Raw genomic sequence first — 21,278 nt, 5'->3', positions numbered from 1 at the left:
GGCTCTCCCGTTGCCCGAGGCTGCTTGCACGTAATTACGTAACTACGTATTCTCTGGTTCATGGAGCTGGAGGAGCGCGTCGCCGAACTGGAGCGGCGTATCGCGGCGCTGGAGGGCGGCGCCCACGCGGCACCGCCCGTCGGCGAGGGTGACTTCTGGGCCCTGGAAGGGCTCAAGGCGCGGCTCGCCCGGGCGGGCGCGTCCGAAGGCGGGGTGCTGTTCACCGGAGCCGTACGGCTGCCGACGGGGGAGCAGTACGAGTGGCAGTACGGGGCCCTCACCGACGAGCAGCTGGACGGCGACTGGACCGAGGCCGCCGAGTCCTTCGCGGCTCTCGGCCACCCGGTGCGGCTCCGGCTCCTGCGCGAGATCCTCGGCGGCCGGCGCACCGCCGCCGAGCTGGCCGCGCTGGAAGAGGTCGGCACGACCGGCCAGATCTACCACCACCTGCGCCAACTGACCGGTGCCGGCTGGCTCCACGCCGCCGGGCGCGGCCGCTACGAGGTCCCACCGGGCCGCGTGGTACCGCTGCTCGTGGCCCTGGCCACGGCCCGGCCGTAACCGACCACGGGGGAACACCACCATGTCCATCCGCACGTCCGCCGCGATACTCGCCCGCGTCCTGTGGGTGTGCTTCATCGCCCAGGCGCTCGCCTCGCCCTTCGTCGACCTGCCCTACAACTACTGGCTGGGCTGGCTGCCGCTGCTGGCCGCCGTCACCATCCGCGTGGTGCTCGGCCGCACGGAGCACCGCCGCATCACCGCCGGCACCCGGGACGCGGTCGAGGTGGACCCGCCCGTGACCGGCACCTGGTCCGCCCTGAACAGCCCGGCGGACAAGGTCCCGAGCCACGGCACCCACGCGCTGGCCCAGACGTACGCCATCGACATCGTGGCCGAGTCGCAGGAGCGGCCGAGGCCGTCATTCGCCGCGCTCTGGCCCGTCGCCCGCCGCAACGGCGACTTCCCCGCCTTCGGCGCCCCGCTCCTCGCTGTCGCGGACGCGACGGTGGTGCACGCGGAGGACGGCCTGCGTGACCATCTCAGCCGCAACTCGCTGCCCGCGCTGCCGTACTTCTTCCTGGTGGAGGGCGCGTTCCGGTCGCTGGGCGGGCCACGGCACATCATCGGCAACCACGTGGTGCTCGACCTCGGGAACGGTACGTACGCGATGTACGCGCACCTTCGGCGTGGCTCGCTCCAGGTACGCGCGGGCGACCGGGTCACCGCCGGGCAGCCGATCGCGAGCTGCGGCAACTCGGGCAACTCCACGGAGCCGCACCTGCACTTCCAGCTGATGGACGGCCCCGACCCGCGCACCGCCGGCGGCGTCCCGTTCACGTGGCGCGGCGTGGGCGTACCGGCGGGCGGCGAGGCGTTCACCCGGGAGCCCGCGCAGGTCTAAGCGGGCGCGTCCCAGAAGGCGTCCGTCTGGTCGATGTCCTCGACGCACTCGTCGATGTCGCTGATCCTCCCGCCGACGATGGTGAAGAGGAGGCCGCCCCTCATCTCGATCCCGCGGTCCTCCCGCTCGGCGTACCACTTGTGGGCCGTGACGGCGTGCCCCCGCCCGTCGACGAAGACCCCGTCGAGGTCGACACGGAGGGTCCCGCCGGTCAGTTCGAAGAGCCTGCCGAACAGGGACAGGACGTTGTCACGGCCCTTGAAGTGGCCGGACACCTGACTGGAGCCCGGCAGGTGGTAGGCGCAGTCCGACATCATCAGCGAACCGAGGGTCGCCATGTCGCCCTTGGCGAATGCGTCGTAACCCCGGCGGACCAGGGCGCTGTCGGGGTGCTCACTCATGGTCGTCTCCCGCCTCTCGTACCCGTCTTCGCCGTCACTCCCATCGTCCGCCCGGAGTGCGCCCCGTGCCATGCGGCGGCGGGCTAACCTCGGCCCATGCCACCGAGCAAGCGCGCCCAGCGCAACCGCAGTTACGACCCGGCCAAGATCCGGTCCGCCGTGCTCGCGCAGTTCGACCACGTACGCCAGGGCGTCCTCACGCTCACGTCCGAGCAGCTCGGCCGGCCGACCAGGCTGGGAGAGTGGACGGTCCGCGAACTGGCCGCGCACATCACCATGGCGATGCGCTCGGTCGTCCGCGGGGTGGCCGCGCCCGCCCCCGCCACCCGCGACCTGACCCTGCTGGACTGGCCGCTCGCCACCCGGCAGTACGCCGGGGACGTCGACCACGACACCCGCGAGATCGCCGAGGCCGGTGCGCACGACCCGGCCGCGCTCGCCGCGCTGTACGAGGAGACCGGGCGGGGGCTCGCCGACGCCCTGGAGGCCGCCCCGGACGAGCGGCTGATCGTCACCCGCTTCGGGGGTGTCCGCCTCGCGGACTTCCTGGTGACCCGCACCGTCGAGCTGATCGTCCACACCGACGACCTCAACCACGCGACCGGGCTCGCCGTCCCGTACGACCGCGGGGCGCTGGCCGCCTGCACCCGGCTGCTGGCCGACGCGCTCGCGGGGAAGGCGCCGGGCGGTTCGGTGGAGGTGCGGGTGCCGCCGTACGCGGTGGTGCAGTGCGTCGAAGGCCCCCGGCACACGCGCGGTACGCCGCCGAACGTGGTCGAGACCGAACCGCTCACCTGGATCCGGCTCGCCACGGGACGCACGACCTGGGCGGAGGCCCTGTCCACGGCGCGGGTCCGCGCGAGCGGCGAACGGGCGGATCTGGCGGCCCACCTCCCGGTCCTCGGCTGAGCGGCCCGGGCGTGGGGGCCCGGACGGCCCAGGGACGGAACCGGGTCCGCGCCCGGTCCGTCCCACCACCATGCCGACCATGCCGAAGAAGCAGCCGTACGTCACCCGGGCCGCCGTCCTCGTCCCGCTCCTCGCCCTCGCCCTCACCGCCTGCGGCACCCAGTCCGGGAACGGACAGGACGCGGACGCCGGCAGCAGCTCCGTACGCCCCGACGTGCCGGTCACCGGGACGCACTGGACCGTCGAGAGCGTCACCGTGGACGGCGAGAAGACCGCCGCGCCGCCCGGAGCCCACGTCCGCATCGACCCCAAGGGCCGGGCCGAGGGCAACTTCGGCTGCAACCGCTTCGACGCCAGGGCGACCGTCGAGGGCGACACCGTCACCATCAGCGACACGGGCATGACCGAGATCGGCTGCCCCGAGCCCCTCCAGGACTTCGAGAACACCCTCAAGTCCGTCCTCACGGGCAAGCTCAAGGCCACGCTGAAGGACGGCCGGCTGACCCTGACCACCACCGGCGGGGACACCGTCCAGCTCGACGAGCAGCCCCCCGCGCCGCTCGTCGGCACCAAGTGGACGGTGACCTCACTGATCTCCGGCCGGACCGTCGCCTCACTGCCGGCCGGCACCGAGGGCGAGGCGTCGCTGGTGTTCGGCAAGGACGGCTCCGTACGCGGCACCCTGGGCTGCAACCAGTTCAACGCCCCCGTCACCACGGACGGCTCCACGATGACGTTCGGCCGCGTCACCACCACGCGCAAGCTGTGCGCCGGACCGCAGATGGAACTGGAGCGCGCCCTGCTCAAGACCATGGAGGGCAAGGCCACGGCGTACACGATCGACCACCGCAGGCTCACGGTCACCGCCCCGGACGGGACCGGCTTCGCGGCGGGCGCGCCAACCCCGGGTGCGACCGCCCCCGCCAAACGCTGACAACCGCCCCACCCGGCCCCTGGCCCGGGCCGGACGCGGCCCCGGCTCTCACTGGGCCCGGGCCCCGACCCGCCCCCGCCCCGGCTGCCCCACGGCCCCCGGACCCGCCCCGGCTGCCCCACGGCCCCCGGGACCCGGGCCCGAATCCGCCCTCGCCCCGGCTCTCACTCGGCCCGGGCCCCGATCCGGCTCCGCCCCAGCCCCGGGACTGCCCCGCCCTCGGCCCGACCCCGCCCTCGGCCCGACCCCGCCCTCGGCCCGACCCCCGCCCCGTCACCGCCTCGACCCCAAGCAGCATCAGACCCCGGCTCCGTACCGGCTGTGCCACGGCCCCCGACCCGCCCCCGACCCGACCCGGCTCCAGGCTTCCACCCCCGCCCCGCCCCGGGCTGCGCCACGGGCACCCGGGCCCGGCCTCCGTGCTGCGAGGTCCGTCACACCGGTCGTGGTCCACGGCGGTCCGGCCGGTGCCGGCCGGGTCCCGGCCGGGGCGCGAGCGGGTCCTCCGGCGTTCGCCGGGCGTCCCGGGCGGACGCCGGGGATACCCGGCTCAGGCCCAGGTCAGCGCGTGATCGGCGGTCCGCCGGTGGACGGTCGGTGGGGGATCGGCGCCTGACCAGCGGCTGGTCGGAGGACCCGGCGGCGGCGGCGCGACCGGAACCGTCGGTTCCCCGCCCCGTCTCCCGGCCCGTCCCCAATTCGGACCAGTGGTCGATCTCGCCTACACTCGGTGGCGTGCCACGTGGTGACGGTCGACTCAATCACGATCTGCTTCCCGGCGAAAAGGGCCCCCAGGACGCTTGTGGCGTCTTCGGTGTCTGGGCTCCGGGTGAAGAGGTCGCAAAGCTCACGTACTTCGGGCTCTACGCCCTCCAGCATCGGGGTCAGGAATCCGCGGGAATCGCGGTCAGCAACGGCTCCCAGATCCTCGTCTTCAAGGACATGGGCCTGGTCTCCCAGGTCTTCGACGAGACCTCTCTCGGCTCCCTCCAGGGTCACATCGCGGTCGGTCACGCCCGCTACTCGACCACTGGCGCCTCCGTGTGGGAGAACGCGCAGCCGACGTTCCGGGCCACCGCCCACGGCTCCATCGCGCTCGGCCACAACGGCAACCTGGTCAACACGGCGCAGCTCGCCGAGATGGTCGCCGACCTCCCCAAGAAGGACGGCCGGGCCACGCAGGTGGCGGCCACCAACGACACCGACCTCGTCACCGCCCTCCTCGCGGGCCAGGTCGACGACGACGGCAAGCCGCTGACCATCGAGGAAGCCGCCGCCAAGGTGCTTCCCGAGGTCCTGGGCGCCTTCTCCCTCGTCTTCATGGACGAGCACACCCTCTACGCCGCCCGTGACCCGCAGGGCATCCGCCCGCTGGTCCTCGGCCGTCTGGAGCGCGGCTGGGTGGTCGCCTCCGAGTCCGCCGCCCTCGACATCTGCGGTGCCGCCTACGTCCGCGAGGTCGAGCCGGGCGAGCTGATCGCGATCGACGAGAACGGCATCCGCACCTCTCGATTCGCGGAAGCGAAGCCCAAGGGCTGTGTCTTCGAGTACGTCTACCTGGCGCGCCCGGACACCGACATCGCCGGCCGGAACGTGTATCTCTCCCGGGTGGAGATGGGCCGGAAACTGGCCAAGGAAGCCCCCGCCGAGGCCGACCTGGTCATAGCGACGCCCGAATCCGGCACGCCCGCCGCGATCGGTTACGCGGAGGCCAGCGGCATCCCGTTCGGCGCCGGCCTGGTGAAGAACGCGTACGTCGGCCGGACCTTCATCCAGCCGTCCCAGACCATTCGCCAGCTGGGTATCCGCCTGAAGCTGAACCCCCTGAAGGAAGTCATCAAGGGCCGGCGCCTGGTCGTCGTGGACGACTCGATCGTCCGCGGCAACACCCAGCGCGCGCTCGTCCGGATGCTCCGCGAGGCCGGGGCCGCCGAGGTCCACATCCGGATCTCCTCCCCGCCCGTGAAGTGGCCGTGCTTCTTCGGCATCGACTTCGCCACCCGGGCCGAGCTGATCGCCAACGGCATGACGGTCGAGGAGATCGGCAAGTCGCTCGGCGCCGACTCCCTCTCGTACATCTCCATCGACGGCATGATCGAGGCCACCACCATCGAGAAGCAGAAGCTCTGCCGCGCCTGCTTCGACGGTGAGTACCCCATGGAGCTGCCGGACCCCGAGCTGCTCGGCAAGCAGCTCCTGGAGACCGAGCTGGCCGCCGGACCGGCCGCCACGGCCGCGGCCGACGCCCTCCGTCGCCCGTAGGACAACCCGCAATCCCTGCAGTACGACACGAAAGTTCTCACAGTCATGTCTGAGACTGAGACCACCGGTGCCAGCTACGCAGCCGCGGGCGTCGACATCGAAGCGGGCGACCGCGCCGTCGAGCTGATGAAGGAGTGGGTGAAGAAGACGCAGCGCCCCGAGGTTCTCGGTGGCCTCGGCGGCTTCGCCGGGCTCTTCGACGCCTCCGCCCTCAAGCGCTACGAGCGCCCGCTGCTCGCCTCCGCCACCGACGGTGTCGGTACGAAGGTGGACATCGCCCGCCAGATGGGCGTGTACGACACCATCGGCCACGACCTGGTCGCGATGGTCATGGACGACATCGTCGTCTGCGGCGCGGAGCCGCTGTTCATGACCGACTACATCTGCGTCGGCAAGGTCCACCCCGAGCGGGTCGCCGCCATCGTCAAGGGCATCGCCGAGGGCTGTGTCCTGGCCGGCTGCGCCCTGGTCGGCGGCGAGACCGCCGAGCACCCCGGCCTGCTGGGACCGGACGACTTCGACGTCGCCGGCGCCGGTACGGGCGTGGTGGAGGCGGACCGGCTGCTGGGTGCCGATCGCATCCGTACGGGGGACGCGGTCATCGCCATGGCGTCCTCCGGTCTTCACTCCAACGGGTACTCGCTCGTACGCCACGTGCTGTTCGACCGTGCGGGCATGCGACTGGACCAGCACGTCGAGGAACTCGGCCGGACGCTCGGCGAGGAGCTGCTGGAGCCCACCAGGATCTACTCGCTGGACTGCCTGGCGCTCACCCGGACCACCGACGTGCACGCGTTCAGCCACATCACCGGCGGCGGCCTGGCCGCGAACCTCGCCCGGGTGGTCCCGGACGGACTGCACGCCGCGGTCGACCGGTCGACCTGGACGCCCGGCGCGGTGTTCGACCTGGTCGGGACGGCCGGCCGGGTGGAGCGCCTGGAGCTGGAGAAGACCCTGAACATGGGCGTCGGCATGATGGCCGTCGTTCCCGCCGAGTCGGCCGACGTGGCCCTGACCACCCTCGCCGACCGGGGCGTGGATGCCTGGATCGCCGGGGAGATCACCGAGCGCGGCGAGCACGCCACGGGCGCGACCCTGACCGGTGAGTACGCGGTCTGAGCAGCACAGAACCCGGTCCGGGGCGGGGCCCCGGACCGGGTTGGGTGAGTTCAGGCGTCAAGCACCGCGACGCTGTGACGACGGGCCGGACTCCTCATCCTCGTCCTCGTCGTCGTTGTACAGCTCCGCGTAGCGGGCGTACGGGTCGTCTTCCTCGTCCTCGTCCTCGAACGGCTCGCCATTCGGCGGCTGCGAGAGCGGTTGCGGAGTGGAAGCGCCCAGCTCGCTGGCCAGACGCGACAGGTCAGTCCCGCCGCTGTTGTACTTCAGCTGGCGGGCGACCTTCGTCTGCTTGGCCTTGGCCCGGCCGCGCCCCATGGCTCGACCCCCTCGGTGACGGGGCTCGACGGCCCCAGAGTCTTGACACGCGTTCATGAGTCGGAACGGACTCTCCGCGGAGAGACCGGCCCGTAGGGCTTCAACGGTACCTGCTTCCGCGGCCATACGGTACGCCGCCCGCATGACGCGCCCCGGAACAGGACCGACGAGGAGCCCCGTCCTCGCTGGTCAGCTGCGATTTTAACCTCTTCTTGGCAGTCGACCCGCCGACCGGCGTGAGCCATGTCTCCCTCACGGGGGACGCGCTCGACGCGGCCGGCGGGCCGGTGCTGTGGATCACGGTCCACGGCGACTACCCGCGGCGTGCCTCCGCCATGCGCTGCTCGGCGATCCGGTCGGCCGCCGCGGCCGGCGGAATCCCGTCTTCCTTCGCACGTGCGAATATTGCCAGCGTGGTGTCGAAGATCTTCGACGCCTTCGCCTTGCACCGGTCGAAGTCGAACCCGTGCAGCTCGTCGGCCACCTGGATCACGCCACCGGCGTTGACCACGTAGTCGGGTGCGTAGAGGACCCCGCGGTCCTCGATGTCCTTCTCGACGCCCGGGTGGGCCAGCTGGTTGTTGGCCGCGCCGCACACCACCTTCGCCGTCAGCACGGGGACGGTGTCGTCGTTGAGCGCCCCACCGAGCGCACACGGGGCGTAGACGTCCAGGCCCTCGGTGCGGATCAGCGCGTCGGTGTCGGCGACCACGGTGACCTGCGGGAACTTGTCGGTGATCCGGCGTACCGACTCCTCCCGCACGTCCGTGATGACGACCTCGGCGCCGTCCTCGAGCAGGTGCTCCACCAGGTAGTGGCCGACCTTGCCGACACCCGCGACGCCGACCTTGCGGCCGCGGAGCGTGGGGTCGCCCCAGGCGTGCTGGGCGGAGGCGCGCATGCCCTGGAAGACGCCGTACGCGGTGAGGACGGAGGAGTCGCCGGCGCCGCCGTTCTCGGGGGAGCGGCCGGTGGTCCAGCGGTTCTCCCGGGCGACGACGTCCATGTCGGCCACGTAGGTGCCGACATCGCAGGCCGTCACGTACCGGCCGCCGAGCGAGGCGACGAACCGGCCGTAGGCCAGCAGCAGCTGCTCGGTCTTGATCAGCTCCGGGTCACCGATGATCACGGCCTTGCCGCCGCCGTGCTCCAGGCCGGCCATGGCGTTCTTGTACGACATGCCCCGGGACAGGTTCAGCGCGTCGGCGACGGCGTCTTCCTCGGAGGCGTACGGGTAGAAGCGGGTACCGCCGAGGGCCGGGCCCAGAGCGGTCGAGTGGATGGCGATGACGGCCTTCAGGCCGGAGGCGCGGTCCTGGCACAGCACGACTTGCTCGTGGCCCCCCTGCTCCGATCGGAACAGGGTGTGCAGGACGCCGTCGGTCACATCGGTCACGGTGGTGACTCCCAAGTACGAAGCGGCGGATAGGGCCCTCCTTGCGGGTGGGGGAGGACCTTGACGGCAAGAGAGTAAGTCCTACCTGCGCGTAGATGAGAGCGAGTGCGGCGGATCACCCCCTCGCGGAGTACGGGCGTGGAAGGATTCGTGACATGCCAGCCGTCTCCTCGGTCCTCGTGCCGTACGCGTCCTACCTGCGGGTGTACGAGCCGCTGGCGGCCTTCCCGGAGCCCGAGCGGGGCCACTGGGCCCGCTACGCGCGCCGCGGCACCTCTCCGACCGCCCAGGACGAGCTGCGCCGCTCCCTGGCCGACCTGCTGGCCACGCCGCCGGTCGCGGTGCCGGTACACGAGAGCGCCGACGCCTTCGTGGTGGAGGTGGACGGTGTGGTGTACGTGTGCCCGTGGCGGACGCGGCTGCGCGGCTGGCTGGCCCTGGAGGAACTGCCGGGCACGCTGCCGCCCGTGGTGCTGGACGCGGTGCTGCCGCCGGTGGTGCGGGAGCAGGCGGAGGCGGACCACGAGCGGTGGCGGGAGCGGAACCCGGACGCCCGGCCGTGGATCCGTACGGCGGTCTGGCAGGTGCCGGTGCGGTGGTTCGCCCTGTTCTCGGACGAGGAGCGCGAGTACGTCGCGTCCGGCGGCCCCGGCAAGGCGCCGGTGCTGCGCTACCGGACGCCGATGGTGCAGGCCCGGCGGCGGGTGGCGCGGGCGCTGAAGACGCTGCGGGAGTCGCTGGACGAGGGGCCGCTGAGCGAGGGCCTGGTGGACGTGGGGCGGTGGCTGGAGGAGTTCCACCCGCGTTCGCTGGTGGAGCTCGACTACGGGGGTCTCGTGCACGCCCTGGCGGAGGAGTCCCTGGCCGACGACCGGTCCGCGGCGGACGTGGCGGCCGGTCTCGCGGCGCTGCGGGCCGGCGACGGGGCGGCGACCGGGGAGGCGTACGAGCGGCTCACCGAGAGGTGGCGCGCGGTGCGGAACCTCCAGCAAGCGAACTGAAACGATGACCCCGGGTCGTGCCCGGCCGCGGGTCCGGCCCCGTCCCGTGCCGGTGCCGTCGCCCCGCTATGGATCCGGCGGCCGATCTGCCGCATGATCTCGCTCCGGGGGCCCGCAGGGCTCCGGGGGGTCGTTGGTCCCGATCCGGGCCTTTGTGTCAAGCGTGACGGATAGCACTAACTGGGCTCTTGCGCCCATCGCCCGACCTCATGCCAAAATAGGACAAGGAGTCCGGGGAGGGCTCCTTCCGTCCACGTATGGGCGGAAGGCTCAGCATTGCACGCTATGGGGGGTCTGTTGACTCCTGATCGCTCTGTGACTGATCGTCACTGTGACGTGACTGTCCGCTATGGCATGGTCCATCGGCTTCCGCCGCTGATGAACACCTGAGAGGGCAATTCCATCGGTTTGGCCGAACGTGGCTGGACAGATGGTGTAGTTGTAGTGCCGAGGACAAGCCGTTCGTCCTATAACCGACTCGGCTCGCGTCCGCCATTTCGGGCAACGCGGGTCAAGGTGCAGAATTTAGAGGAAAGAACCGAGAAGGTTCGGTTCTCCCGAGGAGGCCGCTCATGACCGCTCGCACCCCTGATGCCGAGCCGCTGCTGACCCCCGCTGAGGTTGCCACGATGTTCCGCGTGGACCCGAAGACGGTGACCCGCTGGGCAAAGGCGGGCAAGCTCACGTCCATCCGAACGCTCGGTGGACACCGCCGGTACCGCGAGGCAGAGGTCCGCGCACTGCTGGCGGGTATTCCGCAGCAGCGCAGCGAGGCCTGAACACCCTGATTGACCGGGCCATTCCGGGTCCCCCAACCCGGTACGCCCACCTTTTGGCTCCACCGACCTGAGCCCGCCCCAACGGGCCCTCGTCACCGATCGCGCTGGACTCCGCCGGGTCCAGCGCGATCTTTTTGTGCGCTCACGACCGGTCGGGGCGGTGGTCCGTGGAGGCCCCGCAGGAGAGTGCAATTGCACATACTAAATCGGGTGGTTGTAGGAAGGGTGTAAGTTGAGGGGTTCTCAAAACTCATTTCGTGACTCGCGTCACACTGGCTCCGTGTCGTCGCCGGGGTCCGCCGGCTCCTCCCGGACCGCGCCCTCGGCGCCCTCCCGCTCCTCCTCGGCGCCCTCCGGGTGCTCCATGACCAGCCGCAGGAGGCGGTGGCAGACGGGGCAGTGCCCGGTGATGTGGCGATAGCCGGAAGCGGCCGCCAGATGGGCGCGGAGCAGCGCGCGAGTCTCGTGCCTGACCGTGGATGCCGCCGCCATGCGCGTCACCTCCCGTGAAGGGCCCCCGATCCCCTGTTGTTTGGGTACCGGTGGCAGATGACCGCGTCAAGGCACACGACAGAAGGGCCCGTATCCCCGGGGGGATACGGGCCCTTCTGTTCCTTCTCCTGCGATCCTGACGGGACTTGAACCCGCGACCTCCACCTTGACAGGGTGGCGAGCTAACCAACTGCTCCACAGGACCTTGATCTCGCGGCCGACCGCGCGGCTGCGAACCAAACTGTACAGCAGGTCGGAGGGTCCGGTCGAACTCACTCAAGGCGACCGGCCGGACACGGCCCGGCGGCCCCTGACGGCCCCCTCCCGGTCTCGACAGAGCCCCGTCGGAGCCGGTCAGGGCGCGGCGGCGTCGATCGCCTTCACGATCCGCTTGTCGGAGACCGGGAACGCCGTCCCCAGGGCGTGGGCGAAGTAGCTGACCCGCAGCTCCTCGATCATCCAGCGGATGTCCAGGACCTCCTGCGGCACGGGCCGGCCCTTGGGCACCTGTTCCAGCAGCCAGGCGTACTCGTCCTGCATCTCGTGGACCTTCTCCATCCGCGTGGTGTCGCGCTGGACGGACGTGGGCATCTGCTGGAGCCGCCGGTCCACCGCCACCAGGTAGCGCATCAGGTCCGGCAGGCGCCGCAGACCGGTCCTCGTCACGAAGCCGGGCGGCACCAGGGCCGCCAGCTGCTCCCGTACGTCCTGGACGTTGTTCACCAGGACCAGGCTGTTCGTGGTCTTCAGGCGGCGCTCACAGGCCTGCCAGGCGGCCAGGATCTGCTGCACCTGGTCCACCGTGCGGATCGTCAGCTCGACGAGGTCGGCGCGGACCTTGTCGTACAGCTTCCGGAACGACTCCTCGTCCCACGCCGGGCCGCCGTGGTCGGCGATCAGCCGGTCGGCCGCGGCGGTCGCGCAGTCGTCGAACAGCGCCTGGACCGAGCCGTGCGGATTGCGGGAGAGGGCGAGCTTCTGCTGGTTCGTCAGCCTGTCGGAGGCGAACTTGGCCGGGTTCACCGGGATGTTCAGCATGATCAGCCTGCGGGTGCCGCGCCACATCGCCTGCGCCTGCTCGGCCTCCGTGTCGAAGAGCCGTACGGAGACGGTGTCGCCGGCGTCGACGAGGGCGGGGTACGCCTTGACCGGCTGGCCCGCGCGACGGGTCTCGAAGATCTTCGTGAGCGTGCCGATCGTCCAGTCCGTCAGACCCGTGCGCTCCAGGGACGGCCCGGAGCCCGAGGGGCCCGCCGTGGCGGCCTGGGCCGCCTTGGACAGCGCCTGACGGGCCTTCGGGCGCAGCTGGAGCTTCAGGGCCTCCAGATCCTTGTCCTCGGCCAGCTTCCGGCGCCGCTCGTCAACGATCCGGAACGTGATCTTCAGATGGTCGGGGACCCTGGTCAGGTCGAAGTCGTCCGCGTCCACCGGAACACCGACCATCCGCCGGAGCTCGCGCGCGAGCGTCACCGTCAGCGGCTCCTGGAGGGGTACGGCCCGCTCCAGGAACTTCCGCGCGTAGTCCGGCGCCGGGACGTAGTGGCGGCGGACCGGCTTCGGCAGGGAGCGGATCATCTCGGTGACGACCTCCCCGCGCAGGCCCGGGATCTGCCAGTCGAAGCCCTCGTCCGTCACCTGGTTCAGCACCTGGAGCGGCACGTGGACGGTGACACCGTCCGCGTCCGCGCCCGGCTCGAACTGGTACGTCACCCGGAACTTCAGCGCGCCCTGCCGCCACGAGTCCGGGTAGTCGGCCTTGGTGACCGCGCCCGCCTTCTCGTTGATGAGCATCTCGCGCTCGAAGTCGAGCAGGTCGGGCTCCTCGTGGCGCTTGTGCTTCCACCACGAGTCGAAGTGCGCGCCGGACACGACGTGTTCGGGCACCCGCTGGTCGTAGAAGTCGAACAGCGTCTCGTCGTCCACGAGGATGTCGCGGCGGCGGGCCCGGTGCTCCAGCTCCTCGACCTCGGTCAGCAGCTTGCGGTTGTCCGCGAAGAACTTGTGGTGCGTCCGCCAGTCGCCCTCCACCAGTGCGTTGCGGATGAACAGCTCCCGGCTGACCTCCGGGTCGATGCGCCCGTAGTTGACCTTGCGCTGGGCGACGATCGGCACGCCGTACAGGGTGACCTTCTCGTACGCCATCACCGCCGCCTGGTCCTTCTCCCAGTGCGGCTCGGAGTACGTGCGCTTCAGCAGGTGGCCCGCGAGCGGCTCGATCCACTCGGGCTCGATCTTCGCGTTCACCCGCGCCCACAGGCGGGAGGTCTCCACCAGCTCGGCCGACATGATGAAACGCGGTGGCTTCTTGAACAGCGCCGACCCGGGGAAGACCGCGAACTTGGCGCTGCGGGCGCCCAGGTACTCGTTCTTCGCGCCGTCCTTCACGTCCTTCATCCCGATGTGGGACAGCAGACCGGCCAGCAGCGAGACATGGACGCGGTCCTCGGGCGCGTCCTCGTCGTTGAGGTGGATCCCCATCTGCTTGGCGACCGTACGCAACTGCGTGTAGATGTCCTGCCATTCGCGAATGCGCAGGTAGTTGAGGTACTCCGACTTGCACATCCGGCGGAAGGCCGAGGACGACAGCGCCTTCTGCTGCTCGCGGATGTAGCGCCAGAGGTTCAGGAAGGCCAGGAAGTCGGACGTCTCGTCCTTGAAGCGGGCGTGCTGCTGGTCCGCCTGCGCCTGCTTCTCGGCCGGCCGCTCGCGCGGGTCCTGGATCGACAGCGCGGCCGCGATCACCATGACCTCGCGTACGCAGCCGTTCTTGTCGGCCTCCAGGACCATCCGCGCCAGGCGTGGGTCGACGGGGAGCTGGGCGAGCTTGCGGCCCGCCTGCGTGAGCCGCTTCTTCGGGTCCTTCTGGGCGGGGTCGATCGCACCCAGCTCCTGGAGGAGCTGCACACCGTCGCGGATGTTGCGGTGGTCCGGCGGGTCGATGAAGGGGAACTTCTCGATGTCGCCCAGCCCGGCGGCCGTCATCTGGAGGATGACCGAGGCCAGGTTCGTCCGGAGGATCTCGGGGTCCGTGAACTCGGGGCGGGCGAGGAAGTCCTCCTCGTCGTACAGCCGGACGCAGATGCCGTCCGACGTACGGCCGCAGCGGCCCTTGCGCTGGTTGGCGCTGGCCTGGCTGATCCGCTCGATCGGCAGGCGCTGCACCTTCGTGCGGTGGCTGTAGCGGGAGACGCGGGCGGTGCCGGGATCGATGACGTACTTGATGCCGGGGACCGTCAGGGACGTCTCGGCGACGTTCGTCGCGAGGACGACGCGACGGCCGGAGTGGGCCTGGAAGACACGGTGCTGCTCGGCGTGCGAGAGGCGGGCGTAGAGGGGGAGGACCTCGGTGTTCCGCAGCTTCTTCTTGACCAGGGCGTCCGCAGTGTCGCGGATCTCGCGCTCGCCGGAGAGGAAGACCAGGATGTCGCCCGGCCCCTCGGCCTGGAGTTCGTCGACGGCGTCGCAGATCGCGGTGATCTGGTCGCGGTCGGACTCCTCGGAGTCCTCTTCCAGGAGGGGGCGGTAACGCACCTCGACCGGGTACGTACGACCGGACACCTCGACGATGGGGGCGTCCCCGAAATGGCGGGAGAAACGCTCGGGGTCGATGGTCGCGGAGGTGATCACGACCTTGAGGTCGGGGCGCTTGGGGAGCAGCTGGGCCAGGTAGCCGAGCAGGAAGTCGATGTTGAGGCTGCGCTCGTGGGCCTCGTCGATGATGATCGTGTCGTAGGCGCGCAGCTCGCGGTCCGTCTGGATCTCGGCGAGCAGGATGCCGTCGGTCATCAGCTTGACGAAGGTCGCGTCCGGATTCACCTGGTCGGTGAAGCGGACCTTCCAGCCGACCGCCTCGCCCAGCGGTGTCCTCAGCTCGTCCGCCACGCGTTCGGCGACCGTGCGGGCGGCGATCCGCCTCGGCTGCGTATGGCCGATCATGCCCCGGACACCACGCCCCAGCTCCAGGCAGATCTTGGGGATCTGGGTGGTCTTGCCGGACCCCGTCTCACCCGCGACGATCACGACCTGGTGGTCGCGTATCGCCTCCAGGATGTCGTCCTTCTTCTGGCTGACCGGCAGCTGCTCGGGGTACGTGACCTCCGGCACCCGGGCCGCGCGCTCGGCGGTGCGGGCAGCGGCCTTCCCGGCCTCGGCGGCGATCTCGTCCAGCACGGCCTGCCGGGCTTCGGGCTTGCGGATGCGGCGGGCGCCTTCGAGACGGCGGCCGAGCCGGTGCGCGTCGCGCAGCGAGACCTCGGCCAGCAGGGTCTGGAGGTCGGCGAAGGAAGTAGACATACCTGACCCAGGATCTCACCCGCGGCGACGGAGTGGCGAACCGATTTCCCCGTACCATTTCCGGCGAGCCGAAGACCCCCGGACGACCTTGGAAGGCGGTGCCCGTGCCCAGTGCCGGCAGCCGGTGGTGCCGCGTCGCGGCCGCCCTGCTCGTGCTGACGGGGGCGCTGCTGGTGTGCGGACCGGCCGCCGGTCCGGATCGGGTCACCGCCGAGGCCGCCGCCGTGGACGCCGCCGGGGTCACCACCGAGGTCGCCGTCGCCGAGATTGTCGCCGCCGTCGACGCTGACGCCGGGGTCGTCGCTGCCGTGGACGTCGCTGCCGTGGACGCCGCCGGGCCGGGCCCCGGCCGGGCGCCCGGGTGCGGCTCCTCCGACGACGACGGGGACCGGGCGCCCGCCGTGCCGCCCCGCTCCTGCTCCCCGGGCGAGCTGCTGCCCGCCCCGCACGCCGGGCGTGCGGCGCCCGGCGCGTGGGGCGCGGACGGGATCCTCCCGGGAGTCCGGCCGGAGCGGGGGCCGCCGCCCCTCGTCGCGCCCTCGCCACTGGACCTGTCGGTCCTGCGCGTATAGCCGGCGCGCCGCCCTTCGCCCGCCGGTCACTTCCCCATGCGCACAGGAGTCCCACCATGCCCAAGTCCACCTCGTACCTCATCGGCGCGGGTGTCGCCGCCGCGGCCGCGCTGCTCGGCGTCGTCTCGTACACCGCCACCAAGCCGGCCGACCGCTCCCCCGCCGTCGTCGCCGAGGCGTCCGCCCGCGCGTCCGCGGGGACATCCGCCGAGCCACGGTCCGGCGTCCACCCCGAGCTGGAGAAGTACGCCCGGCGCGACGCCAAGGACCCGCTCGCCGTGGGGCGCGCCGACGCCCCCGTCGTACTGATCGAATACGCCGACTTCCTGTGCGGCTACTGCGGGAAATTCGCCCGGGACACCGAACCGGAGCTGATCGAGAAGTACGTCGGCGAGGGCACCCTGCGCATCGAGTGGCGCAACTTCCCGATCTTCGGCGAGGAGTCCGAGCGGGCCGCCCGTGCCGCCTGGGCCGCCGGGCAGCAGGGGCGGTTCTGGCAGTTCCACAAGGCCGCGTACGCCGAGGGCGCCAAGGAGCGCGGCTTCGGGAAGGACCGGGTGACCGCCCTCGCGCGGGAGGCGGGTGTCGCCGACCTCGACCGCTTCGGCCGCGACGTCGACAGCGAGGCGGCGCGGCAGGCCGTGGCCAAGGACCAGGAGCAGGGCTACGAACTCGGCGCCACGTCCACGCCGTCGTTCCTGGTGAACGGCCGGCCCATCGCGGGCGCCCAGCCCATGGAGACGTTCACGGCCGCGATCGACGCGGCGAAGCGGGAAGCCGGGCGATGACGGACATCGGGTATCTGGCGGCCTTCCTCGGCGGACTCCTCGCGCTCCTGAGCCCGTGCAGCGCGCTGCTGCTCCCCGCGTTCTTCGCGTACTCCATCGACACCCGTGCCCGGCTGCTCGCCCGCACCGGGATCTTCTACGGCGGCCTCGCCACCACGCTCGTCCCGCTGGGCGCCGCCGGGTCCTACGCGGGGCGCCTCTTCTACGGCCACCGCGACCTGCTGGTGGCCGTGGGCGGCTGGACGATCGTCGTGCTCGGCGTGGCGCAGATCCTGGGCCTGGGCTTCGCCTCGCGCCGGATCGCCGAGGTGAGCGGCCGGATCCGCCCCGTGTCGGCGCTCTCCGTGTACGCCCTGGGCCTGGTGTACGGCCTGGCCGGCTTCTGCGCGGGGCCGATCCTGGGCAGCGTCCTGACGGTGGCGGCGCTCAGCGGGAGCCCCGCGTACGGGGGGCTGCTGCTGGCCGTGTACGCCCTCGGCATGGCGGTTCCGCTGTTCCTGCTGGCCCTGCTGTGGGAGCGCTACGACCTGGGGCGGCGCGGCTGGCTCCGGGGGCGCGCGCTGCGGGCGGGCCGCTTCGAGCTGCACAGCACGTCGCTGTTGTCGGGCCTGTTCTTCGTCGTGCTGGGTGGACTGTTCCTCGCCTTCGACGGCACGACCGCCCTGCCGGGCCTGCTGTCCGTCGACGACTCGTACGCGGTGGAGGAGTGGGCCTCCTCGCTCGGTCGCGCGGTCCCGGACTGGGCCCTGCTCCTCGCGGTGGTCGCGGTGGTCGCGGTCACGCTCGGCGTCCGCGGCTGGCGCGGCCGCGAGCGGACCTGACCGCTCCCCGCCCTGCCGCCCCTCTGTGCCGTGACCGGCGCGGGGGCGCGGTGGCGGGTGCCCGGTGACGAGGCGGCGGGCCACGGCGGCGTGGGCCACCGCACGGTCCGCCGCTCCGTCGTGGCCGCCTGGCGACGGCGGTCGGGCCGGGAGGGACCGCCTCGGCGGGCGGGTACGACGAAGGCCCCGTCCGGGGACGGGGCCTTCGTGGTGGTGGTGGCTGGGGCCGGGGTCGAACCGGCGACCTTCCGCTTTTCAGGCGGACGCTCGTACCAACTGAGCTACCCAGCCACGCGACTCTTCCGAGCCGCAGCGGTCCTGACGGGATTTGAACCCGCGGCCTCCACCTTGACAGGGTGGCGAGCACTCCAAACTGCTCCACAGGACCAAGCAATGTGCGAGCACTAGTCTCGCACACGGTGATGCGTGCCCCCAACGGGATTCGAACCCGTGCTACCGCCTTGAAAGGGCGGCGTCCTGGGCCACTAGACGATGAGGGCTAAGAGGCCCGCCTGGGCGCTTCATCAGCGCGTCGGGGACGTGAGAAGCATATGGGATGCGGGGACCGTTCGCCAAAACGGTTATGGGGAACGGGTCGGGGCGGGGCTCCGCGCGGGGATTCCGGAGGGGACCGGGGAGGGGACGCCGGAGGCGGGTCCGGACGGTGTCACGGTGGGGGTGGCCCGCGGGTCCTCCTCCGGGACGTGGCGGCTGACCTCGGCCGTCGTCAGGCCCAGACCGCCCAGGGTGATCTCGTCCCACGCCTGCAGGCGGCGCGTCTCCCGGTCCAGGTAGAGGACGGAGGCGTGGACCTTCTCCGGCTCGTCCTTCTCCAGGGCGCGCAGACCGCCGCCCCCGGTGGAACCTTCGATCTTGAGGCGGGTGCCGTCCGGCAGGAGCTTGTTCACGCGGCGGTGGACGTGGCCCGCCAGCACCAGCGGGACCTCGCCGTCGGTCTCCAGCGCGGCCACCGGGTTGTGGGCCACCGCGATGTCGACCGGTGTGCCCGCCCGCGCCTGCGCGCCCAGCGCGGCGGCCAGCCGGGCACCCGCCGCGCGCTCGGCGTCGTCGCCGGCCGGCAGCACCGAGCGGTCCGGCGTGAACTGCGGGTCGCCGGTGCCGGCCACCCGCAGGCCGGCGACGGTGACGGCGCGGCCCTCGTCGAGGACGTGGACGTTGTCGAGGCCCTCCAGGTACCGCTGCGTGGCCTGCGAGTCGTGGTTGCCGCGCACCCAGACGTAGGGCGCGCCGAGGCCGCTGATCGGGTCGAGGAAGCCGTTCTCGGTGGAGGTGCCGTGGTCCATGGTGTCGCCCGAGTCGATGATCACGTCGATCCGGTACTGCGCCACGAGCGAGCGGATGATCTCCCACGCGGCCGGGTTCAGGTGGATGTCGGAGACGTGCAGGACCCGCATGGAGCCCGGGTCGGGCTGGTACGTGGGGAGCGTGGAGGCGGCGTCGTACAGCTTCGTCACGTTGGTGACCAGTTGGGCGAGTTCCTTCTGGTAGACGTCGAACTCACTGACGATCGAGCGGGCGTTGCCCACCACGGAGGGGGCGGACGACAACAGCCCCGAGAACTTGGGCTCCAGCACGGACTTGGGGTTCCACGTGGCGTAGGCCGACACCCCGGCGGCTCCCAGCAGTGCGAGTGCCAGGCCGCCGGCCGCCAGGGCGCGGCGCGGGCGGCGGTAGACGGCGAGGCCGAGGGCGGTGGCGCCGGAGACGACGGCGACACAGGAGCGCAGGGCCAGCTCGCGGGTGCCGTCGGCGACGTCCTGGGTGATTCTCTCCTGGAGGCCGTTGATCCGTTCGGGGCGCTCGACGAGGGCCTGGGAGCGGATCGGGTCGAGCTGGTCGACATCCACGTCCAGCCGGACGGGCGCGGTGTGCGAGTCGAGTTCGAGGGCGCCGAGCGGCGAGACGTTGATCTTCGTGCCGCCGCTCAGGGAGGGCCGCAGGGTCATGCTGGTGTCCATCGGCCCCACCGGCGTACGGACACTGCCGACGACCAGAAGGCCGAGCCACGCGCCGAACAGCACCACGGCGACCAGGCCGAAGGCGCGGGCATACGGGTGGGGGGCGTGGACCAGGGCGGACGTGGGGGCGGAGCGGCGGGAGCGGTAGTGGCGCAGCAGGCGGGCGTAGGCGGGACGGAGGGCAGCTCGGGCGGCCATGGCCGCCGTATGCCCATGCGGACGGGTCACCATGCCCGGCCATCCGTGACAATGGCGGCGTGCTGGAGATGACACGCGAGGAGTTCGAGGAACTGGTCGCCGAGGCGCTGGACAGGATCCCGCCGGAGCTGACGCGGCTGATGGACAACGTCGCGGTGTTCGTGGAGGACGAGCCGTCGCCGGACGACCCGGCTCTGCTGGGGTTGTACGAGGGCACTCCGCTGACCGACCGGGGCGAGTGGTACGCGGGCGTGCTGCCCGACCGGATCACCATCTACCGGGGGCCGACGCTGCGGATGTGCGATTCGCGGGAGGACGTGGTCGCCGAGACGGAGGTGACGGTGGTGCACGAGATCGCCCATCACTTCGGCATCGACGACGAGCGGCTGCACGAGCTCGGATACGGCTGATCCGGGCGCCGGGGCGGGCGTGTCCTTGTGGAGCCTGGGGAGTTGGGCAGGGAAATCCCGTCCCGCACCCATGGAGGTGCCCTCGTGCGCCATCTGCCCGCCCCCGTCCGATGGGCCGTCACCGCGCTGGCGGTAGCGGCCTCCGCAGGTTCCGTCAGCGGCTGCATGAGCGTTTCCGACGAGGGCGCGAAGCCGGGCCCCGCCAGGTCCGCCGGCCCGTCCGGAGCCGCGGCGGCGGAGCCGGAAGGTGTGGCCGACGCACCCGGCGGGCTGCACGACGTGCGGACCGGGACCGGTGCGCAGGGGCAGGCGGGCGCGCCGGGCGACGAGGGCGGTGCGTCGCCGGAGGCCGGCGACGCACCGGGGCAGTCGGAACCGTCGGGCAAGCCGTCGGTGAAGCCGTCGGCGGACGGGAAGCCCGGGGCGCGGCCCGCGCAGCCGCCCGCTCCCTCGCCGACCGGCGGTGGGGGCACGGGCGGAGGGGGCGGAGAGGCCGGAGGCGGCGGAGAGGCCGGGGGCGGCGGAGACTCGCCGAGCCAGCAGCCGACGCCGCCGGAGCCGACACCGCCCCCGGCGTCGACGCCCCCGCCGCCCCCGCCGCCGGAGCCGAGCCCGGACCCGTCGGACCCGCCCTCCGCGTCGCCGGCCGCCGACACCCGCACCCAGTCGCTCCGGGCGCCGGACAGCCGGTGGGCGGGCACCGGGGCGGAACCGGCCGCCTCGCCGCAGGCCGCCCCCGCGTGAGCCCGCGCGTGCCCTGCGGGGGCGCGCCTCCGGCTGGGTGCCGACGGGGCGGGGGGCGAGGCGCGGGCGGGGTGGGGCGGGGGGCGGGGTGTGGGCCGTGGTGTGGACGGGCGGCGGAGCTCAGTGGGGTCGCGCCGGGCACGTACACGCGGGGGCGGAGCCGTGGCGCGGGCGCACTGGGTCCCGCGGGACACGGGCCGTCGGCGGGCCGGCCCGCCGACGGGGAGCGGACCCGTCAGCGGGGCGCCGGGAGGGCGGGGCTCCGGTGGGGGTGAGGCGGACGTCACGGGCAGGCTGGCGTGGGCCGGTTTGCGCTGAGTGGGGGAGAGTGCGTATGGTGGTAGATCGTTTGATCCCATGTTCCCCTTTGCCCGGCGCCACTACCGAGAGCGCCGCGTGTGGCGCGTACTCTCCCTTGCCGTGGCTGACCGCATCGAGGCGGTCGAATTGCGACAAC

Annotated in this window: 19 protein-coding genes and 4 tRNA genes; 13 read left to right on the top strand and 10 right to left on the bottom strand. The window is 72.0% G+C overall.

Features of this window, described 5'->3' with window-relative positions; translation table 11 throughout:
* Positions 1–60 precede the first annotated feature (60 nt).
* Together ABD347_RS24610 and ABD347_RS24605 are read left to right on the top strand one after the other, a co-directional pair.
* Complete coding sequence (locus ABD347_RS24610; protein WP_344365121.1) at positions 61–561, top strand: ArsR/SmtB family transcription factor; 501 nt, start codon at positions 61–63, stop codon at positions 559–561.
* A gap of 22 nt (positions 562–583) precedes the next feature.
* On the top strand, positions 584–1,405 hold the full coding sequence (locus ABD347_RS24605) for a M23 family metallopeptidase (protein ID WP_344365119.1): 822 nt from the start codon (positions 584–586) through the stop codon (positions 1,403–1,405).
* Here ABD347_RS24605 and ABD347_RS24600 read toward each other — a convergent pair.
* Positions 1,402–1,806, bottom strand: a complete 405-nt coding sequence (locus ABD347_RS24600) for a nuclear transport factor 2 family protein (protein WP_344365116.1) — start codon at positions 1,804–1,806, stop codon at positions 1,402–1,404. The genes ABD347_RS24605 and ABD347_RS24600 overlap by 4 nt on opposite strands.
* Before the next feature lie 96 nt (positions 1,807–1,902).
* Here ABD347_RS24600 and ABD347_RS24595 point away from each other — a divergent pair, with 96 nt between their 5' ends.
* From ABD347_RS24595 to purM, 4 genes are all read left to right on the top strand, one after another.
* Positions 1,903–2,715, top strand: a complete 813-nt coding sequence (locus ABD347_RS24595) for a maleylpyruvate isomerase family mycothiol-dependent enzyme (protein WP_344365113.1) — start codon at positions 1,903–1,905, stop codon at positions 2,713–2,715.
* A gap of 79 nt (positions 2,716–2,794) precedes the next feature.
* The gene (locus ABD347_RS24590) at positions 2,795–3,649 is read left to right on the top strand and encodes an META domain-containing protein (RefSeq protein ID WP_344365111.1); all 855 of its coding nucleotides are present in this window, start codon (positions 2,795–2,797) and stop codon (positions 3,647–3,649) included.
* 735 nt (positions 3,650–4,384) lie between these two features.
* Positions 4,385–5,911, top strand: a complete 1,527-nt coding sequence (gene purF / locus ABD347_RS24585; protein ID WP_344365109.1) for an amidophosphoribosyltransferase — start codon at positions 4,385–4,387, stop codon at positions 5,909–5,911.
* Positions 5,912–5,956: 45 nt separating this feature from the next.
* Positions 5,957–7,030, top strand: coding sequence for a phosphoribosylformylglycinamidine cyclo-ligase (purM, locus tag ABD347_RS24580; RefSeq protein WP_344365107.1), 1,074 nt, complete (start codon positions 5,957–5,959; stop codon positions 7,028–7,030).
* A gap of 57 nt (positions 7,031–7,087) precedes the next feature.
* Here purM and ABD347_RS24575 read toward each other — a convergent pair whose 3' ends face one another.
* Positions 7,088–7,348 (bottom strand): DUF3073 domain-containing protein, encoded by a 261-nt coding sequence (locus ABD347_RS24575; RefSeq protein WP_344365105.1) that lies wholly within the window; start codon positions 7,346–7,348, stop codon positions 7,088–7,090.
* 313 nt (positions 7,349–7,661) lie between these two features.
* Entirely contained in the window at positions 7,662–8,744 is a 1,083-nt protein-coding gene (locus ABD347_RS24570) for a Leu/Phe/Val dehydrogenase (RefSeq protein WP_344365104.1), read from the bottom strand.
* A gap of 155 nt (positions 8,745–8,899) precedes the next feature.
* Between ABD347_RS24570 and ABD347_RS24565 the strand changes: the two genes are divergently transcribed.
* Together ABD347_RS24565 and bldC are read left to right on the top strand one after the other, a co-directional pair.
* Positions 8,900–9,745, top strand: coding sequence for a DUF8083 family protein (locus ABD347_RS24565; protein ID WP_344365102.1), 846 nt, complete (start codon positions 8,900–8,902; stop codon positions 9,743–9,745).
* 572 nt (positions 9,746–10,317) lie between these two features.
* Entirely contained in the window at positions 10,318–10,524 is a 207-nt protein-coding gene (bldC, locus tag ABD347_RS24560) for a developmental transcriptional regulator BldC (protein ID WP_003949541.1), read from the top strand.
* 267 nt (positions 10,525–10,791) lie between these two features.
* On the opposite strand, the gene ABD347_RS24555 is transcribed toward bldC, so the two are convergent.
* The 3 genes from ABD347_RS24555 to hrpA form a co-directional block, all read right to left on the bottom strand.
* On the bottom strand, positions 10,792–11,016 hold the full coding sequence (locus ABD347_RS24555) for a DUF6274 family protein (RefSeq protein ID WP_344365101.1): 225 nt from the start codon (positions 11,014–11,016) through the stop codon (positions 10,792–10,794).
* A 131-nt stretch (positions 11,017–11,147) separates the two neighbouring features.
* Positions 11,148–11,221, bottom strand: a tRNA-Asp gene (locus tag ABD347_RS24550).
* Between the two features lie 149 nt (positions 11,222–11,370).
* On the bottom strand, positions 11,371–15,309 hold the full coding sequence (hrpA, locus tag ABD347_RS24545; protein WP_344365099.1) for an ATP-dependent RNA helicase HrpA: 3,939 nt from the start codon (positions 15,307–15,309) through the stop codon (positions 11,371–11,373).
* Positions 15,310–15,413: 104 nt separating this feature from the next.
* On the opposite strand from hrpA, the gene ABD347_RS24540 reads away from it, so the two are divergent.
* From ABD347_RS24540 to ABD347_RS24530, 3 genes are read left to right on the top strand one after another with little or no spacing between them, the layout of a single operon-like run.
* A complete protein-coding gene (locus ABD347_RS24540) occupies positions 15,414–15,881 on the top strand; it encodes a hypothetical protein (RefSeq protein WP_344365097.1) in 468 nt (155 codons plus the stop codon).
* A gap of 56 nt (positions 15,882–15,937) precedes the next feature.
* Complete coding sequence (locus tag ABD347_RS24535) at positions 15,938–16,669, top strand: DsbA family protein (protein ID WP_344365094.1); 732 nt, start codon at positions 15,938–15,940, stop codon at positions 16,667–16,669.
* Positions 16,666–17,490 (top strand): cytochrome c biogenesis CcdA family protein, encoded by an 825-nt coding sequence (locus tag ABD347_RS24530; protein WP_344365092.1) that lies wholly within the window; start codon positions 16,666–16,668, stop codon positions 17,488–17,490. The genes ABD347_RS24535 and ABD347_RS24530 overlap by 4 nt, the downstream gene beginning before the upstream one ends.
* Before the next feature lie 214 nt (positions 17,491–17,704).
* On the opposite strand, the gene ABD347_RS24525 is transcribed toward ABD347_RS24530, so the two are convergent.
* The 4 genes from ABD347_RS24525 to ABD347_RS24510 all read right to left on the bottom strand — a co-directional run bounded on the left by ABD347_RS24525 (position 17,705) and on the right by ABD347_RS24510 (position 19,667).
* Positions 17,705–17,781: transfer RNA gene (locus tag ABD347_RS24525), tRNA-Phe, on the bottom strand.
* A gap of 22 nt (positions 17,782–17,803) precedes the next feature.
* Positions 17,804–17,878 (bottom strand) — tRNA-Asp (locus ABD347_RS24520).
* A gap of 39 nt (positions 17,879–17,917) precedes the next feature.
* Positions 17,918–17,990 (bottom strand) — tRNA-Glu (locus ABD347_RS24515).
* An 81-nt stretch (positions 17,991–18,071) separates the two neighbouring features.
* Positions 18,072–19,667, bottom strand: coding sequence for a metallophosphoesterase family protein (locus ABD347_RS24510; RefSeq protein WP_344365089.1), 1,596 nt, complete (start codon positions 19,665–19,667; stop codon positions 18,072–18,074).
* A 59-nt stretch (positions 19,668–19,726) separates the two neighbouring features.
* Between ABD347_RS24510 and ABD347_RS24505 the strand changes: the two genes are divergently transcribed.
* Both ABD347_RS24505 and ABD347_RS24500 read left to right on the top strand, forming a co-directional pair.
* Entirely contained in the window at positions 19,727–20,077 is a 351-nt protein-coding gene (locus ABD347_RS24505) for a metallopeptidase family protein (protein WP_344365086.1), read from the top strand.
* Positions 20,078–20,242: 165 nt separating this feature from the next.
* Positions 20,243–20,821: a hypothetical protein gene (locus tag ABD347_RS24500; RefSeq protein ID WP_344365083.1), complete on the top strand. Its 579-nt coding sequence runs from the start codon at positions 20,243–20,245 to the stop codon at positions 20,819–20,821.
* Positions 20,822–21,278 lie beyond the last annotated feature (457 nt).

Source organism: Streptomyces gobitricini, from assembly GCF_039532985.1.
Classification (GTDB): Bacteria; Actinomycetota; Actinomycetes; order Streptomycetales; family Streptomycetaceae; genus Streptomyces; species Streptomyces gobitricini.
This window is presented reverse-complemented; position numbering and strand designations above follow the sequence as displayed.

Bases quoted from the DNA above. Each gene is read 5' to 3' on its own strand.
- ABD347_RS24610 (WP_344365121.1), top strand. From the start codon at position 61: ATGGAGCTGGAGGAGCGCGTCGCCGAACTGGAGCGGCGTATCGCGGCG.
- ABD347_RS24605 (WP_344365119.1), top strand. From the start codon at position 584: ATGTCCATCCGCACGTCCGCCGCGATACTCGCCCGCGTCCTGTGGGTG.
- ABD347_RS24600 (WP_344365116.1), bottom strand. From the start codon at position 1,806: ATGAGTGAGCACCCCGACAGCGCCCTGGTCCGCCGGGGTTACGACGCA.
- ABD347_RS24595 (WP_344365113.1), top strand. From the start codon at position 1,903: ATGCCACCGAGCAAGCGCGCCCAGCGCAACCGCAGTTACGACCCGGCC.
- ABD347_RS24590 (WP_344365111.1), top strand. From the start codon at position 2,795: ATGCCGAAGAAGCAGCCGTACGTCACCCGGGCCGCCGTCCTCGTCCCG.
- purM (WP_344365107.1), top strand. From the start codon at position 5,957: ATGTCTGAGACTGAGACCACCGGTGCCAGCTACGCAGCCGCGGGCGTC.
- ABD347_RS24575 (WP_344365105.1), bottom strand. From the start codon at position 7,348: ATGGGGCGCGGCCGGGCCAAGGCCAAGCAGACGAAGGTCGCCCGCCAG.
- ABD347_RS24565 (WP_344365102.1), top strand. From the start codon at position 8,900: ATGCCAGCCGTCTCCTCGGTCCTCGTGCCGTACGCGTCCTACCTGCGG.
- bldC (WP_003949541.1), top strand. From the start codon at position 10,318: ATGACCGCTCGCACCCCTGATGCCGAGCCGCTGCTGACCCCCGCTGAG.
- ABD347_RS24555 (WP_344365101.1), bottom strand. From the start codon at position 11,016: ATGGCGGCGGCATCCACGGTCAGGCACGAGACTCGCGCGCTGCTCCGC.
- hrpA (WP_344365099.1), bottom strand. From the start codon at position 15,309: ATGTCTACTTCCTTCGCCGACCTCCAGACCCTGCTGGCCGAGGTCTCG.
- ABD347_RS24535 (WP_344365094.1), top strand. From the start codon at position 15,938: ATGCCCAAGTCCACCTCGTACCTCATCGGCGCGGGTGTCGCCGCCGCG.
- ABD347_RS24530 (WP_344365092.1), top strand. From the start codon at position 16,666: ATGACGGACATCGGGTATCTGGCGGCCTTCCTCGGCGGACTCCTCGCG.
- ABD347_RS24510 (WP_344365089.1), bottom strand. From the start codon at position 19,667: ATGGCCGCCCGAGCTGCCCTCCGTCCCGCCTACGCCCGCCTGCTGCGC.
- ABD347_RS24500 (WP_344365083.1), top strand. From the start codon at position 20,243: ATGAGCGTTTCCGACGAGGGCGCGAAGCCGGGCCCCGCCAGGTCCGCC.